This window comes from Marinobacter sp. ATCH36 (assembly GCF_023555055.1).
GTDB lineage: Bacteria > Pseudomonadota > Gammaproteobacteria > Pseudomonadales > Oleiphilaceae > Marinobacter.
Window position 1 is genome coordinate 166,605 of record NZ_JAMJPL010000008.1, and the last position, 14,045, is coordinate 180,649.

At 54.7% G+C, this 14,045-nt stretch carries 24 protein-coding genes; 1 reads left to right on the top strand and 23 read right to left on the bottom strand.

All coding sequences use genetic code 11. The features are described from left to right. The first annotated feature begins 118 nt into the window (after window positions 1-118). Window positions 119-2,944: an excinuclease ABC subunit UvrA gene (gene uvrA, locus M8010_RS18695; protein WP_250094231.1), complete on the top strand. Its 2,826-nt coding sequence runs from the start codon at window positions 119-121 to the stop codon at window positions 2,942-2,944. A 272-nt stretch (window positions 2,945-3,216) separates the two neighbouring features. On the opposite strand, the gene rplQ is transcribed toward uvrA, so the two are convergent. The 23 genes from rplQ to rpsS form a co-directional block, all read right to left on the bottom strand. After that, window positions 3,217-3,615, bottom strand: a complete 399-nt coding sequence (rplQ, locus tag M8010_RS18700) for a 50S ribosomal protein L17 (RefSeq protein WP_250094232.1) — start codon at window positions 3,613-3,615, stop codon at window positions 3,217-3,219. Between the two features lie 33 nt (window positions 3,616-3,648). Then, entirely contained in the window at window positions 3,649-4,653 is a 1,005-nt protein-coding gene (locus M8010_RS18705; RefSeq protein ID WP_250094233.1) for a DNA-directed RNA polymerase subunit alpha, read from the bottom strand. Between the two features lie 35 nt (window positions 4,654-4,688). Beyond that, complete coding sequence (gene rpsD, locus M8010_RS18710) at window positions 4,689-5,309, bottom strand: 30S ribosomal protein S4 (protein WP_250094234.1); 621 nt, start codon at window positions 5,307-5,309, stop codon at window positions 4,689-4,691. Between the two features lie 18 nt (window positions 5,310-5,327). Beyond that, window positions 5,328-5,717, bottom strand: a complete 390-nt coding sequence (rpsK, locus tag M8010_RS18715) for a 30S ribosomal protein S11 (protein WP_004580767.1) — start codon at window positions 5,715-5,717, stop codon at window positions 5,328-5,330. A 13-nt stretch (window positions 5,718-5,730) separates the two neighbouring features. Then, window positions 5,731-6,087, bottom strand: a complete 357-nt coding sequence (rpsM, locus tag M8010_RS18720; RefSeq protein ID WP_027830890.1) for a 30S ribosomal protein S13 — start codon at window positions 6,085-6,087, stop codon at window positions 5,731-5,733. Window positions 6,088-6,228: 141 nt separating this feature from the next. Beyond that, a complete protein-coding gene (rpmJ, locus tag M8010_RS18725; RefSeq protein WP_008174902.1) occupies window positions 6,229-6,342 on the bottom strand; it encodes a 50S ribosomal protein L36 in 114 nt (37 codons plus the stop codon). Between the two features lie 30 nt (window positions 6,343-6,372). Next, complete coding sequence (secY, locus tag M8010_RS18730; RefSeq protein ID WP_250094235.1) at window positions 6,373-7,695, bottom strand: preprotein translocase subunit SecY; 1,323 nt, start codon at window positions 7,693-7,695, stop codon at window positions 6,373-6,375. A gap of 17 nt (window positions 7,696-7,712) precedes the next feature. Continuing rightward, window positions 7,713-8,147, bottom strand: a complete 435-nt coding sequence (gene rplO, locus M8010_RS18735) for a 50S ribosomal protein L15 (RefSeq protein ID WP_250094236.1) — start codon at window positions 8,145-8,147, stop codon at window positions 7,713-7,715. 1 nt (window position 8,148) lies between these two features. Beyond that, the gene (gene rpmD / locus M8010_RS18740; protein WP_007153997.1) at window positions 8,149-8,337 is read right to left on the bottom strand and encodes a 50S ribosomal protein L30; all 189 of its coding nucleotides are present in this window, start codon (window positions 8,335-8,337) and stop codon (window positions 8,149-8,151) included. 4 nt (window positions 8,338-8,341) lie between these two features. Beyond that, window positions 8,342-8,842, bottom strand: a complete 501-nt coding sequence (gene rpsE, locus M8010_RS18745; protein ID WP_135956423.1) for a 30S ribosomal protein S5 — start codon at window positions 8,840-8,842, stop codon at window positions 8,342-8,344. A gap of 12 nt (window positions 8,843-8,854) precedes the next feature. After that, entirely contained in the window at window positions 8,855-9,202 is a 348-nt protein-coding gene (gene rplR / locus M8010_RS18750; RefSeq protein WP_007153999.1) for a 50S ribosomal protein L18, read from the bottom strand. A gap of 9 nt (window positions 9,203-9,211) precedes the next feature. Continuing rightward, the gene (rplF, locus tag M8010_RS18755) at window positions 9,212-9,745 is read right to left on the bottom strand and encodes a 50S ribosomal protein L6 (protein ID WP_250094237.1); all 534 of its coding nucleotides are present in this window, start codon (window positions 9,743-9,745) and stop codon (window positions 9,212-9,214) included. Window positions 9,746-9,754: 9 nt separating this feature from the next. Continuing rightward, entirely contained in the window at window positions 9,755-10,147 is a 393-nt protein-coding gene (gene rpsH / locus M8010_RS18760; protein ID WP_250094238.1) for a 30S ribosomal protein S8, read from the bottom strand. A gap of 89 nt (window positions 10,148-10,236) precedes the next feature. Next, entirely contained in the window at window positions 10,237-10,542 is a 306-nt protein-coding gene (gene rpsN, locus M8010_RS18765; RefSeq protein ID WP_114614103.1) for a 30S ribosomal protein S14, read from the bottom strand. Window positions 10,543-10,554: 12 nt separating this feature from the next. Beyond that, window positions 10,555-11,094 (bottom strand): 50S ribosomal protein L5, encoded by a 540-nt coding sequence (rplE, locus tag M8010_RS18770; RefSeq protein WP_036203346.1) that lies wholly within the window; start codon window positions 11,092-11,094, stop codon window positions 10,555-10,557. Window positions 11,095-11,109: 15 nt separating this feature from the next. Next, window positions 11,110-11,430: a 50S ribosomal protein L24 gene (rplX, locus tag M8010_RS18775; protein WP_135956417.1), complete on the bottom strand. Its 321-nt coding sequence runs from the start codon at window positions 11,428-11,430 to the stop codon at window positions 11,110-11,112. A 16-nt stretch (window positions 11,431-11,446) separates the two neighbouring features. Beyond that, the gene (gene rplN, locus M8010_RS18780; protein ID WP_114614101.1) at window positions 11,447-11,815 is read right to left on the bottom strand and encodes a 50S ribosomal protein L14; all 369 of its coding nucleotides are present in this window, start codon (window positions 11,813-11,815) and stop codon (window positions 11,447-11,449) included. A gap of 18 nt (window positions 11,816-11,833) precedes the next feature. Then, window positions 11,834-12,100, bottom strand: a complete 267-nt coding sequence (gene rpsQ / locus M8010_RS18785; protein WP_250094239.1) for a 30S ribosomal protein S17 — start codon at window positions 12,098-12,100, stop codon at window positions 11,834-11,836. A gap of 1 nt (window position 12,101) precedes the next feature. Then, the gene (rpmC, locus tag M8010_RS18790) at window positions 12,102-12,293 is read right to left on the bottom strand and encodes a 50S ribosomal protein L29 (protein WP_007154007.1); all 192 of its coding nucleotides are present in this window, start codon (window positions 12,291-12,293) and stop codon (window positions 12,102-12,104) included. Next, on the bottom strand, window positions 12,293-12,706 hold the full coding sequence (gene rplP / locus M8010_RS18795; protein ID WP_027830882.1) for a 50S ribosomal protein L16: 414 nt from the start codon (window positions 12,704-12,706) through the stop codon (window positions 12,293-12,295). Before rplP ends, rpmC begins: the two co-directional genes overlap by 1 nt. 12 nt (window positions 12,707-12,718) lie before the next feature. Continuing rightward, entirely contained in the window at window positions 12,719-13,402 is a 684-nt protein-coding gene (gene rpsC, locus M8010_RS18800; protein ID WP_007154009.1) for a 30S ribosomal protein S3, read from the bottom strand. An 11-nt stretch (window positions 13,403-13,413) separates the two neighbouring features. Beyond that, entirely contained in the window at window positions 13,414-13,746 is a 333-nt protein-coding gene (gene rplV, locus M8010_RS18805; RefSeq protein WP_250094240.1) for a 50S ribosomal protein L22, read from the bottom strand. Between the two features lie 16 nt (window positions 13,747-13,762). Further along, the gene (gene rpsS, locus M8010_RS18810) at window positions 13,763-14,038 is read right to left on the bottom strand and encodes a 30S ribosomal protein S19 (protein ID WP_250094241.1); all 276 of its coding nucleotides are present in this window, start codon (window positions 14,036-14,038) and stop codon (window positions 13,763-13,765) included. Between the last annotated feature and the right edge of the window lie 7 nt (window positions 14,039-14,045).

Below are 14,045 nucleotides of genomic sequence, written 5' to 3' on the forward strand. Positions count from 1 at the left end.
TGTAACAGATGCTACACAGGCAAGGCATATTGCATTCGAGTGCATTTAAGCGTCTCAGCCTTGGCCGGCCGGGGGCCAAACGCGGTATAATTTTCGTTTTTTCCGATAGTGAGGTGTTATGGACCATATCCAGATCAAAGGGGCACGTACCCACAATCTGAAAAACATTGACCTGGATATGCCGAGGGACAAGCTGATCGTAATCACCGGCCTGTCCGGTTCCGGAAAGTCATCCCTGGCGTTCGACACGCTCTATGCCGAAGGACAGCGACGTTACGTCGAATCCCTGTCTACCTACGCAAGGCAGTTCCTGTCGATGATGGAAAAGCCGGATGTGGACCACATCGAGGGGCTGTCACCGGCCATTTCCATAGAACAGAAGAGTACGTCCCACAATCCTCGCTCCACCGTCGGCACCATTACCGAAATATACGACTATCTGCGTCTGCTGTTTGCCCGCGCCGGCGAGCCCCGCTGTCCGGACCATGACCTGCCACTGGAAGCGAAAACCGTCAGCCAGATGGTAGATCAGGTGCTTGCCATGCCAGAGGACAGCAAGCTGATGATCCTTGCACCGGTTATCCGGGATCGCAAAGGCGAGCACCTCAATGTCATCGACACCATGCGCAGCCAGGGCTTTATCCGCTTGCGGGTGGATGGCCGGGTTTACGATATCGACGACGTTCCTACCCTGGATAAGAAACGCAAACACCAGATCGATGTGGTTGTCGACCGTTTCAAGGTCAAGCCGGGGCTGGAGCAGCGGCTTGCGGAGAGTTTTGAAACTGCGCTCGGGTTGGCAGATGGCATCGCCCTGGTTGCGCCCATGGATAACGAGGGTGAAGAACACACCTTTTCGGCCCGTTATGCCTGCACCCAGTGTGGCTATGCCATCAGCGAACTGGAGCCCCGGCTCTTCTCGTTCAACAACCCCGCCGGCGCCTGCCCCACCTGTGATGGCCTGGGCGTGAAACAATTCTTTGATGCCGAGAAAATTGTCCAGCACCCCGAAGCCACCCTGGCTGAGGGTGCCATCAAGGGCTGGGACCGCCGGGCGGTGTATTATTTCCAGATGCTTAGCAGTGTTGCCGAACACTACGACGTCGACATGGACACCCCATGGGACGACCTGCCAGACGACTTTCGCCAGGCATTGCTTTATGGCTCCGGAACCGAAGACATTCCGTTCCGATATGTGAACTCCCGCGGTCACATCATGGAAAAGGCACATCCCTTTGAGGGCATACTGCCCAACCTTGAGCGGCGCTACCGGGAAACAGAATCACAGAGCATGCGGGAGGAGCTGGCACGCAACCTCAGTACACAACCCTGTAAAGACTGCGGTGGCTCGCGGTTGCGGCGCAGTGCCCGGCATGTGTTTATTGAGAAGAACAACATCTCCGATGTGACTCATATGCCCGTGGGTGACGCCCACCACTATTTCGGGAAGCTTGCTCTGCCTGGTCGCAAGGGCGAAATAGCCGAGAAGATCCTCAAAGAGGTTCGCCAGAGACTTCAGTTCCTCGTTAATGTTGGCCTGGAATACCTGACCCTCGAACGCAGCGCCGACACCCTCTCCGGCGGCGAAGCCCAGCGTATCCGGCTCGCCAGCCAGATTGGCGCCGGCCTTGTGGGCGTCATGTATATTCTCGACGAGCCCTCCATTGGCCTACACCAGCGCGACAATGATCGCCTGCTCGCCACCCTGTTCCACCTCCGGGATCTGGGCAATACCGTCATAGTGGTGGAGCATGATGAAGATGCCATTCGGGCGGCAGACCATGTCATCGACATCGGCCCCGGCGCTGGCGTTCATGGTGGCCATATCATTGCCCAGGGCACTCCAGAGGATATCATTGCCTCCGAGGCGTCTCTTACCGGGCAATATCTGTGTGGCAAAAAAGAGATCGCTATCCCCGAGACACGCCACACCAGCAATGGCAAAAGCCTGGTACTCAAGGGCGCAACCGGTAACAACCTGCGCGGAGTAACGCTGACCTTGCCTTTAGGCGTAATGACCTGCGTTACAGGTGTATCCGGCTCCGGCAAGTCCACCCTGATCAACAGCACGCTGTATCCCGTTTGTGCAGCAAAGCTTAATAAGGCCACGAGCTTGACTCACGCGCCCTATGAATCCCTGAAAGGCCTGGACCAGCTCGATAAGGTTATCGACATTGACCAGAGCCCCATTGGCCGCACGCCACGTTCGAACCCCGCCACCTACACCGGCCTGTTCACGCCGATCCGCGAGCTGTTCGCCGGCACCCAGGAAGCCCGCTCCCGCGGCTACAAACCCGGACGGTTCAGCTTTAACGTCAAAGGCGGGCGCTGCGAGGCCTGCCAGGGCGACGGCGTAATAAAAGTGGAGATGCATTTTCTGCCGGATGTATACGTCCCCTGTGACGTCTGTAAGGGTAAACGCTATAACCGGGAAACCCTCGAGGTTCGCTACAAGGGCAAGAGCATACACGAAGTGCTTGCGATGACAGTCGAGGAAGCTCGTGAGTTTTTCGACCCGGTCCCCTTCCTGGCTCGCAAGTTACAAACACTGATCGACGTTGGCCTGTCTTACATTCGCCTGGGTCAGAGTGCCGTAACGCTGTCCGGTGGCGAAGCCCAACGGGTGAAGCTGGCGAAGGAGTTATCCAAGCGCGATACCGGGCAAACTCTTTACATTCTCGACGAGCCCACCACCGGCCTGCACTTTTACGATATCCAACAACTGCTGACAGTTCTGCAGAGACTGCGGGACCACGGCAACACCATTGTGGTCATCGAACATAACTTGGATGTGATCAAGACGGCGGACTGGATTATCGATCTTGGGCCCGAAGGGGGTTCTGGTGGCGGCATGATTGTCGCGGAAGGCACGCCGGAAGAGGTGGCAGTGGTTGAGGGCTCGCATACCGGGCGGTATCTGAAAGGGGTTTTCGCCGGGAAATAAATAACGGATTAGCCACGGACGACGCAGACAAACACGGACGAAACAGCGAAAGGCGTATTACTAAGGCCAGAACGGCCAGGGGATGGGGGTAAGTTTTCTGGAGGAAAAAGGTGTCTGAGCGAAGCGAGTTCTTTTTCTGAAGAAAAATTACCCCCAGCCCCTGGCCAAGCACCAATGACCAAGCACCAAACCACAAATCACCGAACTCGAAAGTCAGACATAAAAAAACCGGAGCGATCAGGCTCCGGTTTTTTTATGACTCGGCGAGGAGATTAATCTTCGCTTTCGTCAACTTCTTCTGCTTCGATGTCCAACGGACGACCGACCAGCTCTACGAATGCCATCGGGGCATTGTCGCCAGCGCGGAAGCCACACTTCAGAATACGAAGGTAACCACCCGGACGCTCGTTGTAACGGGGGCCAAGCTCGTTGAACAGCTTGGCAACCGCCGCATCGTCACGCAGGCGTGAGAACGCCAGCCGACGATTTGCAACCGAATCATTCTTTGCGAGCGTGATCAAAGGCTCAGCTACCCGGCGAAGTTCCTTCGCCTTGGGGAGCGTTGTTTTGATCAGCTCGTGATCAACCAGCGACGCAGCCATGTTGCGAAACATGGCCTTGCGATGCGCGCTGGTCCTGCTGAACTTACGACCACTCTTACGATGACGCATTGCTCTGATTCCTTACCTTAAACTAATCGGCGATTAACCGCCCAGTACCCGGTCGTCGCCACGAAGGCTAGCCGGCGGCCAGTTATCAAGACGCATACCCAGTGACAGACCACGGGACGCGAGCACGTCCTTGATCTCGGTAAGCGACTTTTTACCAAGGTTAGGCGTCTTCAGCAGCTCAACTTCTGTGCGCTGGATCAGATCGCCGATGTAGTAAATATTTTCAGCCTTCAAGCAGTTAGCTGAACGCACTGTCAATTCCAGATCATCAACCGGGCGCAGGAGAATAGGATCGATTTCTTCCTCTTCCTCAACACGCTCAGGCTCTTTCTCATGATCGAAATCAACAAACACAGCCAGTTGCTGCTGGAGAATGGTTGCGGCCCGGCGAATCGCTTCTTCCGGATCGATAGTACCATTGGTTTCCAGGTCAATAACCAGCTTGTCCAGATCCGTACGCTGCTCTACCCGCGCGCTTTCCACGGCATAGGCAACACGACGAACCGGGCTGAAAGTTGCGTCCAGTTGCAGGCGTCCAATGGCGCGAGTCTCGTCCTCGTCCAGACCCCGCTGATCGGCCGGCTCATAGCCGCGACCACGGACAACCTTCAGACGCATGTTAACTTCACCGTTGGCACTCAGGTGACAGATAACATGTTCCGGGTTGGTGATCTCGACATCGTGATCCAGCTTGATATCACCGGCAGTGACAACGCCCGGGCCTTTCTTGCTGAGTGTTACCTCAGCATCGTCCCGGCCGCCCATTTTCACGGCCACGCCCTTGAGATTCAGTAGAATCTCGATGACGTCTTCCTGAACACCTTCGATCGCGCTGTACTCATGCAGAACGCCGTCAATCTGTGCTTCGGTAATGGCACAGCCCGGCATTGAGGACAAGAGTATACGACGCAGTGCGCTGCCCAGAGTGTGCCCGAAACCTCTTTCCAGAGGCTCCAGTGTCACCTTGGCGCGCATGGCGCTTGATTCTTTCACGTCAATGGTACGAGGTGTCAATAACTCATGTACTGAACGCTGCATAGACGCCCCTAATTGCTCTCGTTGCTAACTGGGCTTTACTTGGAGTAAAGCTCGACGATGAGGTTCTCGTTGATGTCGGCCGACAATTCAGTGCGCTCGGGCACTGACCTGTAAACGCCGGACATCTTGCTGGCGTCGACCTCTACCCAGCTTACCGGTGAACGGCTGGAAGACAGATCCAGCGCGCCTTTGACGCGAAGCTGGTTTTTTGCCTTCTCACGCACACTCACAACATCGCCTGGCTTAACCTGATAAGACGGAATATTTACCAGCTTATCGTTAACCAGAATCGCTTTGTGAGAAACGAGCTGACGGGACTCAGCACGGGTAGAACCAAAACCCATGCGATATACAACGTTATCAAGACGGCCTTCCAGCAGCTGCAACAGGTTCTCACCAGTTGCGCCTTTGCCGCGGGCGGCCTCTTTGTAATAGTTGCGGAATTGCTTTTCCAGTACGCCGTAGATACGACGGACCTTCTGCTTTTCACGAAGCTGCACGCCATACTCGGACAGACGGCTGCGACGCGCGCCGTGCATACCTGGCGGAGTCTCAATGTTGCACTTTGAATCGAGCGCGCGAACACCGCTCTTCAGAAAAAGATCTGTCCCTTCACGACGAGACAGCTTGCACTTCGGGCCTATATAACGAGCCATAATTCACTGTCTCCTGTGTTAGACGCGGCGCTTTTTGGGCGGACGACAACCGTTATGGGGAATCGGCGTCACATCAGTGATGTTGGTGATCTTGTACCCGCAGCCGTTAAGCGCGCGTACAGCGGATTCACGTCCGGGCCCCGGACCTTTAACCTCTACGTCCAGGTTTTTAAGGCCGTATTCAGCAGCCGCATTACCGGCTCTTTCAGCTGCTACCTGCGCAGCAAAAGGTGTGCTCTTGCGTGACCCACGAAAACCGGAACCACCAGAAGTGGCCCAGGACAATACGTTGCCCTGACGGTCAGAAATGGTCACGATAGTGTTGTTGAAGGACGCGTGAATGTGCGCGACGCCATCAACAACCGTCTTTTTCACCTTTTTACGGGTACGTGTACCTGGCTTTGCCATGATTGCCTACCTGTTACTTACGAATAGGTTTGCGAGGACCTTTACGGGTGCGTGCGTTGGTCTTTGTGCGCTGGCCACGGACCGGAAGGCCATGACGATGACGCAGACCACGGTGACAACCGAGATCCTTCAAACGCTTAATGTTCATCTGAACTTCACGACGCAAATCGCCTTCAACGGCCAGCTTGCCTACTTCAGTACGAAGAGATTCAAGCTGCTCGTCGGACAGGTCCTTGACCTTGACGTCCGGCTTTACGCCGGTTGCATCGCAAAGCTTCTGAGCTGCTGTCCGGCCGACTCCAAAAATGTAAGTCAGCGAGATAACAGCATGTTTGTGATCGGGTATATTGACACCGGCTATACGTGCCATCCAAATTACTCCGCGTTCAAAGCTTTGCTGTGTGAATTTTCCGCCACTATAAAAGGGCGCGAAATAATAGCGCCTGACCCCACCTGAGGTCAAGCGCTATTGATCGTACCCTCTGCAATGTCAGTGCTGAATCCCTAAGGATTAACCCTGGCGCTGCTTGTGACGAGGCTCCGAGCAAATGACCCTTACCGAGCCATTGCGACGAATTACTTTGCAGTTACGGCAAATTTTCTTTACCGAAGCGCGTACTTTCATTGTCGACTCCAGTTTTCAAGGGGAACGGCGTTAACCGTTCCGACCATAGCCCTTGAGATTGGACTTCTTCATCAATGAATCATATTGATGAGACATCAGGTGCGACTGTACCTGAGCCATGAAATCCATCACCACGACTACAACAATCAGCAGTGACGTACCGCCCAGATAGAACGGAACATTCCCGGCCACCATCAGGAACTGAGGGAACAGGGAAACTGCTGCAATGTACATTGCACCGAACAATGTCAGGCGGGTCAGCACACCGTCAATATACTTGGCGGTCTGATCGCCCGGACGGATGCCCGGAATAAACGCGCCTGAGCGCTTGAGGTTATCCGCAACTTCTTTCGGGTTGTACATCAGCGCTGTATAGAAGAAGCAGAAGAACACCACCGCTGCTGCAAACAGAATAATGTACAGGGGCTGACTGGGCGCCAGTGCCTGGGAGATATCGCTCAGCCACTCCATGCCTTCGCCCTGACCGAACCACTGCCCCAGCGATGCCGGGAACAGCAGAATGGAAGAGGCAAAGATCGGCGGAATAACGCCGGCCATGTTCACCTTCAAAGGCAAGTGACTGGATTGCTGCGCGAATACCCGACGACCCTGTTGCCTCTTGGCATAGTTGATGGTCAGACGGCGCTGTCCGCGCTCCATGAACACCACAAAGCCAACGACGGCAACTGCCAGCACAGCGATACCCAGAACCACCAGCAGACTCATTTCGCCATTGCGAGCCTGCTCAAGTGTCTGGCCAATAGCCCCAGGCAGACCCGCAACGATGCCCGCAAAAATCAGCAGCGAAATGCCGTTACCAACACCGCGCTCGGTGATCTGCTCACCCAGCCACATCATGAACACGGCACCGCTGACGAAAGAAACAACTGCCACAAAATGGAAGCTGAAGCTGTCGTTAAAGGTCACGCCCTGTGATGCAAGCCCGACAGAGATACCAAAGCCCTGAACCAGGGCCAGGATAACCGTACCATACCGCGTGTACTGGCTAATCTTTCGACGACCAGCCTCGCCCTCTTTCTTCAGCTGCTCCAACGTCGGGTTGACCGCCGTCATGAGCTGCATGATTATCGAGGCCGAGATATACGGCATGATACCAAGTGCGAAGATACTCATTCGCTCAAGCGCACCACCGGAAAACATGTTGAACATGCTCAGGATTGTGCCCTGATTCTGTTCAAACAGTGCCGCCAGACGGTCAGGATTGATACCCGGAACCGGTATATGGGCACCTATTCGGTACACCAACAGTGCCAGGAAGACAAACCAGAGCCGCGAACGCAGCTCTGCCAGTCCTTTTCCCCCGCCCGCAGGCAATGATGCGTTCTTGGCCATTTAGTCCTCGACTCGCCTTAGTCTTCGACTTTACCGCCCGCGGCAGTGATCGCCTCGCGTGCGCCTTTGGTCACTTTAAGACCCTTGACGGTCACCGCACGGCTCAGTTCGCCGGACAGAATGACCTTCGCTTCGCGGATTTCCTCGCGAACGATGTCAGCTTTTTTCAGGGCCTCGAGATCGGCAACATCGCCGTCCACTTTCGCCAGCTCGTTCAGACGAATTTCGGCGACATAGCGCTGTTGGCGCGAGGTGAAACCAAATTTCGGCAGACGACGGGCCAACGGCTGCTGGCCACCCTCGAAACCGGGAGCTACACTGCCGCCGGAACGGGCTTTCAGACCCTTGTGACCACGACCACCGGTCTTGCCGAGGCCGCTACCGATACCGCGACCCACACGCCTTGCGGCGGGACGTGAACCAGGTTCCGGACTAAGTTCGTTCAGACGCATCCTAGTTCTCCTCTACCTGCACCAGGTAGTTAACCCGGTTGATCATGCCGCGAATGGACGGTGTATCTTCCACTTCCACGGTGTGACCGATTTTACGGAGACCCAGGCCCTTCACACACAGCTTGTGCTTGGGCTGACAGCCGATAGGGCTGCGGGTCAGTGTTACTTTGATCGTTTTTGCGTTCGCCATGACTTCAACCCAGAATCTCTTCCACGGATTTACCGCGCTTGGCTGCAATATCTTCAGGCGCTTGAGTTGCCTGTAGACCCTTGATGGTGGAACGTACCACGTTCACCGGGTTGGTAGACCCATAACACTTGGACAGTACGTTCTGCACACCCGCGACTTCCAGTACCGCACGCATCGCACCACCGGCGATGATACCGGTACCTTCCGATGCCGGCTGCATGTAGACCTTGGAGCCACCATGCTGCGCTTTGACCGCGTACTGCAGCGTCGTTCCGTCAAGCGGAATGTCGACCATGTTCTTGCGTGCAGCTTCCATCGCTTTCTGGATCGCAACCGGCACTTCACGCGCCTTGCCACGACCGAAACCAACGCGTCCTTTACCATCACCCACTACAGTCAGTGCGGTGAAGGCAAAAATACGGCCGCCTTTGACAACCTTGGCGACGCGATTGACCTGAACCAGCTTCTCCTGGAGCTCAGGCGCCTTCTGTTCGTTAACGCTCATCTTCTCCACCTCTTAGAATTGCAAGCCAGCTTCACGGGCTGCGTCGGCCAGAGCCTGGACGCGACCATGATAACGGTAACCGGAGCGGTCAAAAGCGACCTGCTCTACACCTGCTGCCTTGGCACGCTCAGCAATAAGCTGACCGACCTTTTTGGCAGCGTCCACGTTACCGGTTGCACCCTGGCGCAGGTCCTTATCCAACGTGGAGGCAGCCGCCAGCACCTTGCTGCCGTCTGCAGTCGTAACCTGGGCATACATATGCCGCGGTGTACGATGTACACACAGGCGGTTGGTACCCAACTTACGGATCTTCATGCGCACTTTGCGTGCGCGACGCAATCTTTCGTTATTCGCGCTCATAGTCCCGCCTTATTTCTTCTTGGCTTCTTTGCGTCTGACCTGCTCATCCGCATAACGAACACCTTTGCCTTTGTAAGGCTCTGGCGGACGGAATGCGCGAATTTCAGCAGCGACCTGGCCAACCTGTTGCTTGTCGATTCCGCGAATCACAACTTCCGTATTGGACGGAGTTTCAGCGGTAATCCCCTCGGGCAGCTCATACTCGACCGGGTGAGAAAAACCCAGTGTCAGGTTGAGCTTCTTACCTTGCGCCTGAGCACGGTAACCTACGCCCGTCAGTGCGAGCTTGCGCTCCCAACCTGTCGTCACACCGGTCACCATGTTGTTGACCAGTGCGCGGGTAGTACCAGCAAGAGCGCGGGACTGTTTTGCTCCATCACGAGCAACGAAGCGCAGAACATTTTCTTCCTGCGTGACGTCAACCACGTGGTGGATGGTGAATTGAAGCGACCCCTTGGATCCCTTCACATTAATTTCCTGTCCGTTCAGCTTAACCTCAACACCGGAAGGCAGCACGACAGGATTATTGGCAACCCTGGACATGTGTATCTCCTAAAATACGGTGCAGATGACTTCGCCACCCACGCCGGCAGCACGTGCAGCGCGGTCTGTCATTACGCCCTTGGACGTAGAGACAATCGCGATTCCCAGACCACCGGATACTTTCGGCAGTTCCCCAGCGCCATTGTACCGGCGCAGACTCGGACGGCTGACCCGCTTGATTTCCTCAATAACCGGCTTGCCACCGAAATACTTGAGGTTAATGGTCAGCTCGGGCTTCGCGTCAGCTGAGACGGAAAAATCGGCTACGTAACCTTCGTCCTTTAGGACCTGGGCCACGGAGATCTTCATCTTTGAAGACGGCATGGCCACATCGGCCTTCTGTGCCATCTGTGCATTGCGGATACGGGTAAACATATCCGCAAGCGTATCTTGCATACTCATTGGTATGAGACTCCTGATCTTTTTAGTTGTGCAGCGGCGCGCCGCACCGCTTACCAACGGGCACCTGACCTGCGGTCAGAGTACCTGCCTTACCAGCTTGCTTTGGTCAGGCCCGGAACGTCTCCGCGCATGCCAGCTTCACGCAACTTGATACGTGACAGCTTGAACTTGCGCAGAACGCCATGGGGACGACCTGTAACCTGGCAACGATTACGAAGACGCGAGGGCGACGCATCACGAGGAAGCTGTTGCAGCTTCATCTGTGCATCCCAACGGTCATCATCGCTGGTATTCGGGTTCTTGATAATCGCCTTGAGTTCGGCACGCTTCGCTGCGAACTTCGCAACGGTTTTTTCGCGCTTGAACTCGCGGTTCTTCATGGAAACCTTAGCCATTACACTCGTTCCTTATTTCTTGAACGGAAAGCCGAAGGCTTTCAGCAGTTCGCGACCTTCATCGTCGGTACCGGCTGTGGTGGTAATGGTGATGTCAAGACCACGGATCTTGTCGACTCTGTCGTACTCGATCTCGGGGAAAATGATCTGCTCACGCACGCCCATGCTGTAGTTACCGCGACCATCGAAGGACTTGGGATTCAGACCGCGAAAGTCACGAATGCGGGGAACCGCAATGTGAACCAGACGATCAAAGAAATCCCACATGCGCTCACCGCGCAGCGTAACTTTACAACCGATCGGCCAACCTTCACGGATTTTAAAACCCGCAACGGATTTACGTGCCAGAGTGACAACCGCTTTCTGACCAGCCAGGCGCTCAAGATCCGCCACGGCATTTTCAATCAGCTTCTTGTCACCGACCGCTTCGCCGACACCCATGTTCAGGGTGATCTTCTCGATACGCGGCACCTGCATAATGTTCTTGTAGCTGAACTCTTTCTGCAGGGCGGGTACCACTTCCTTACTGTACTGCTCTTTCATGTTAAGCATCGTAACCACCACCGCTTACTGGTTATCGACGACTTCTTTCGTGGACTTGAAAATCCGCACCTTGGCGCCGTCTTCCTTGATCTGGAAGCCTACGCGATCGGCTTTGCCGGTCTGCGGATTAAAAATAGCCACGTTGGAAGCCTGGATAGGTGCTTCTTTTTCGACGATGCCACCTGGGGTGCCCGACATCGGGTTTGGCTTGGTGTGCTTCTTGATCATATTGATCCCTGAAACAACAACCCGGCCATCGTCCTGAACCTTCAGGACTTTACCACGTTTGCCCTGGTCTTTCCCCGTAGTGACGATTACTTCGTCATCTCGTTTGATCTTTTTCATAACCGGCCTCTGGTCCTTAAAGTACTTCGGGTGCCAGTGAAATAATTTTCATGAACTTTTCATTTCGCAGTTCACGGGTAACCGGTCCGAAGATACGGGTACCAATTGGTGCGTCCTGATTGTTCAGAAGTACTGCCGCGTTTCCGTCGAAACGAATAAGCGACCCGTCGGGACGACGCACACCTTTACGGGTGCGCACAACGACAGCTTTCAGGACCTGGCCTTTTTTCACTTTACCGCGGGGGATGGCTTCCTTGACGGTCACCTTGATGATATCCCCGACGCTGGCATAACGCCTGTGTGAACCGCCCAGGACCTTGATGCACATAACCTGACGTGCACCACTGTTGTCCGCGACATCAAGCATTGTTTGAGTCTGAATCATGGTTGTTCTCCGGGCGAATTACACCTTGGATGCACGCTCGGTGACTTCAACCAGGGCCCAGCTTTTGGTCTTGGAGACCGGGCGGGTTTCCTGGATCGTAACGATGTCACCGATGTTGCACTGATTGCTCTCATCGTGAGCGTGAATTTTGGATGAGCGCTTCATGTACTTACCGTACAGAGGATGCTTAACCTGGCGCTCAACCAGAACCACAATGGATTTCTCCATTTTGTTGCTCACGACCTTGCCGCTAAGGGTTCTGGCAGTTTGGGTAGCTTCAGTCATGTTACTGTCCTGCCTTTTCATTCATAACCGTTTTCACGCGAGCAATGTCACGCTTCACCTTCGGTAGAAGATGAGACTGATTCAGCTGACCTGTCGCCTTACGCATGCGCAGGTTGAACTGCTCCTTCAGGAGGTCGATCAGCTCTTTGTTCAGCTCCTCGACTGACTTGTCACGCAGCTCTGTTGCTTTCATCACATCACCGTCCTCGTAACAAAGGTGGTCTGTACGGGCAGTTTGGCCGCAGCAAGAGTGAATGCATCGCGAGCAATTTCCTCGGAGACGCCTTCCATCTCGTAAAGCATCCGGCCAGGCTGAATTTCAGCCACCCAATACTCGACAGAACCCTTACCTTTACCCATTCGTACTTCCAGCGGCTTACTGGAGATCGGTTTGTCCGGGAAAATCCGGATCCAGATCTTACCGCCCCGCTTGATGCGACGTGTCATGGTACGACGCGCTGCCTCAATCTGGCGCGCAGTTATACGCCCACGGGTAGTCGCCTTCAATCCGTATTCACCGAAGCTCACCTTGTTAGCACGGTGAGCAAGACCGGTATTACGGCCTTTCATTACCTTGCGAAATTTGGTGCGTTTTGGTTGCAGCATTTGAGTGCCCCTTTACTTAGAACCTTTCTTCCCAGAGGCTTTCTTGTCAGCACGGACCTGCTCCATACCACCAAGAATCTCACCTTTGAAGATCCATACCTTGACGCCAATAATGCCGTAAGTGGTCTTCGCTTCGTAGGTCGAGTAATCAATATCTGCACGCAGTGTGTGCAGCGGTACACGACCTTCGCGATACCACTCGGAACGGGCAATTTCAGCACCCCCGAGACGACCGCCTACCTGAATCTTGATGCCTTTCGCACCCTGGCGCATAGCGTTCTGCACCGCGCGCTTCATAGCACGACGGAACATCACACGACGCTCCAGCTGACCGGCAACGTTCTGCGCGACCAGGCGGGCATCCAGGTCCGGCTTGCGGACTTCTTCGATGTTGATGTGCACGGGCACACCCATCATGTCGCTGACTTCGCGACGCAGACGGTCAACATCTTCGCCCTTCTTGCCGATAACAATACCGGGACGGGCTGTATGGATCGTGATACGGGCGTTCTGAGCAGGGCGCTCGATCACAATCTTGCTGACAGACGCCTTAACCAGACGCTTGTCGAGAAATTCGCGAACCTGAATATCGTTCAACAGGTTATTCGCGTATTCCGCTTTTTCCGCATACCACACTGAGTTGTGCTCTTTGATCACACCCAGGCGCATGCCGGTTGGATTTACTTTATGACCCATCTGAGCATCTCCTACTTGTCGGCGACCTTGACGGTGATATGGCAGGTGCGCTTGAAAATCCGGTCAGCGCGCCCCTTGGCTCGAGCTTTGATTCGCTTGAGCGTCGGACCCTCATCCACCATCACAGTGGAAACCCGCAGATCATCTACGTCCAGACCTTCGTTATGCTCAGCGTTGGCAATGGCAGACTCAAGTGCTTTCTTGAGAATGACCGATGCCTTCTTAGGGCTGAAAGTCAGAATATTCAGGGCGTCCTCAACAGCCTTGCCGCGTACTTGGTCAGCGACAAGACGCGCTTTCTGAGCTGAGAGGCGAGCGCCCTTATACTTGGCTGCTACTTCCATTTCTATTACCTCACAATCAGCGTTTAGCTTTCCTGTCGGCCGCATGACCACGATAAGTACGCGTTGCCGCGAACTCACCCAACTTATGCCCGACCATATCTTCGGTGACATAAACCGGTACGTGTTGCTTGCCGTTGTGAACTGCAATGGTCAAGCCTACAAACTCAGGGAAGATAGTAGAACGACGAGACCAGGTCTTGATCGGTCGCTTGTCGTTCGCTTCCAGAGCTGCCTCGACCTTCTTCAACAGATGCAGGTCTATAAAAGGACCTTTCTTTAAAGAACGTGGCACAGCATTT

What these genes read in the sequence shown, in the direction of transcription:
- uvrA (WP_250094231.1), top strand. Translation starts at nt 119, where the DNA reads ATGGACCATATCCAGATCAAAGGGGCACGTACCCACAATCTGAAAAAC.
- rplQ (WP_250094232.1), bottom strand. Translation starts at nt 3,615, where the DNA reads ATGCGTCATCGTAAGAGTGGTCGTAAGTTCAGCAGGACCAGCGCGCAT.
- M8010_RS18705 (WP_250094233.1), bottom strand. Translation starts at nt 4,653, where the DNA reads ATGCAGCGTTCAGTACATGAGTTATTGACACCTCGTACCATTGACGTG.
- rpsD (WP_250094234.1), bottom strand. Translation starts at nt 5,309, where the DNA reads ATGGCTCGTTATATAGGCCCGAAGTGCAAGCTGTCTCGTCGTGAAGGG.
- rpsK (WP_004580767.1), bottom strand. Translation starts at nt 5,717, where the DNA reads ATGGCAAAGCCAGGTACACGTACCCGTAAAAAGGTGAAAAAGACGGTT.
- rpsM (WP_027830890.1), bottom strand. Translation starts at nt 6,087, where the DNA reads ATGGCACGTATAGCCGGTGTCAATATACCCGATCACAAACATGCTGTT.
- rpmJ (WP_008174902.1), bottom strand. Translation starts at nt 6,342, where the DNA reads ATGAAAGTACGCGCTTCGGTAAAGAAAATTTGCCGTAACTGCAAAGTA.
- secY (WP_250094235.1), bottom strand. Translation starts at nt 7,695, where the DNA reads ATGGCCAAGAACGCATCATTGCCTGCGGGCGGGGGAAAAGGACTGGCA.
- rplO (WP_250094236.1), bottom strand. Translation starts at nt 8,147, where the DNA reads ATGCGTCTGAACGAACTTAGTCCGGAACCTGGTTCACGTCCCGCCGCA.
- rpmD (WP_007153997.1), bottom strand. Translation starts at nt 8,337, where the DNA reads ATGGCGAACGCAAAAACGATCAAAGTAACACTGACCCGCAGCCCTATC.
- rpsE (WP_135956423.1), bottom strand. Translation starts at nt 8,842, where the DNA reads ATGAGCGTTAACGAACAGAAGGCGCCTGAGCTCCAGGAGAAGCTGGTT.
- rplR (WP_007153999.1), bottom strand. Translation starts at nt 9,202, where the DNA reads ATGAGCGCGAATAACGAAAGATTGCGTCGCGCACGCAAAGTGCGCATG.
- rplF (WP_250094237.1), bottom strand. Translation starts at nt 9,745, where the DNA reads ATGTCCAGGGTTGCCAATAATCCTGTCGTGCTGCCTTCCGGTGTTGAG.
- rpsH (WP_250094238.1), bottom strand. Translation starts at nt 10,147, where the DNA reads ATGAGTATGCAAGATACGCTTGCGGATATGTTTACCCGTATCCGCAAT.
- rpsN (WP_114614103.1), bottom strand. Translation starts at nt 10,542, where the DNA reads ATGGCTAAGGTTTCCATGAAGAACCGCGAGTTCAAGCGCGAAAAAACC.
- rplE (WP_036203346.1), bottom strand. Translation starts at nt 11,094, where the DNA reads ATGCTTAACATGAAAGAGCAGTACAGTAAGGAAGTGGTACCCGCCCTG.
- rplX (WP_135956417.1), bottom strand. Translation starts at nt 11,430, where the DNA reads ATGAAAAAGATCAAACGAGATGACGAAGTAATCGTCACTACGGGGAAA.
- rplN (WP_114614101.1), bottom strand. Translation starts at nt 11,815, where the DNA reads ATGATTCAGACTCAAACAATGCTTGATGTCGCGGACAACAGTGGTGCA.
- rpsQ (WP_250094239.1), bottom strand. Translation starts at nt 12,100, where the DNA reads ATGACTGAAGCTACCCAAACTGCCAGAACCCTTAGCGGCAAGGTCGTG.
- rpmC (WP_007154007.1), bottom strand. Translation starts at nt 12,293, where the DNA reads ATGAAAGCAACAGAGCTGCGTGACAAGTCAGTCGAGGAGCTGAACAAA.
- rplP (WP_027830882.1), bottom strand. Translation starts at nt 12,706, where the DNA reads ATGCTGCAACCAAAACGCACCAAATTTCGCAAGGTAATGAAAGGCCGT.
- rpsC (WP_007154009.1), bottom strand. Translation starts at nt 13,402, where the DNA reads ATGGGTCATAAAGTAAATCCAACCGGCATGCGCCTGGGTGTGATCAAA.
- rplV (WP_250094240.1), bottom strand. Translation starts at nt 13,746, where the DNA reads ATGGAAGTAGCAGCCAAGTATAAGGGCGCTCGCCTCTCAGCTCAGAAA.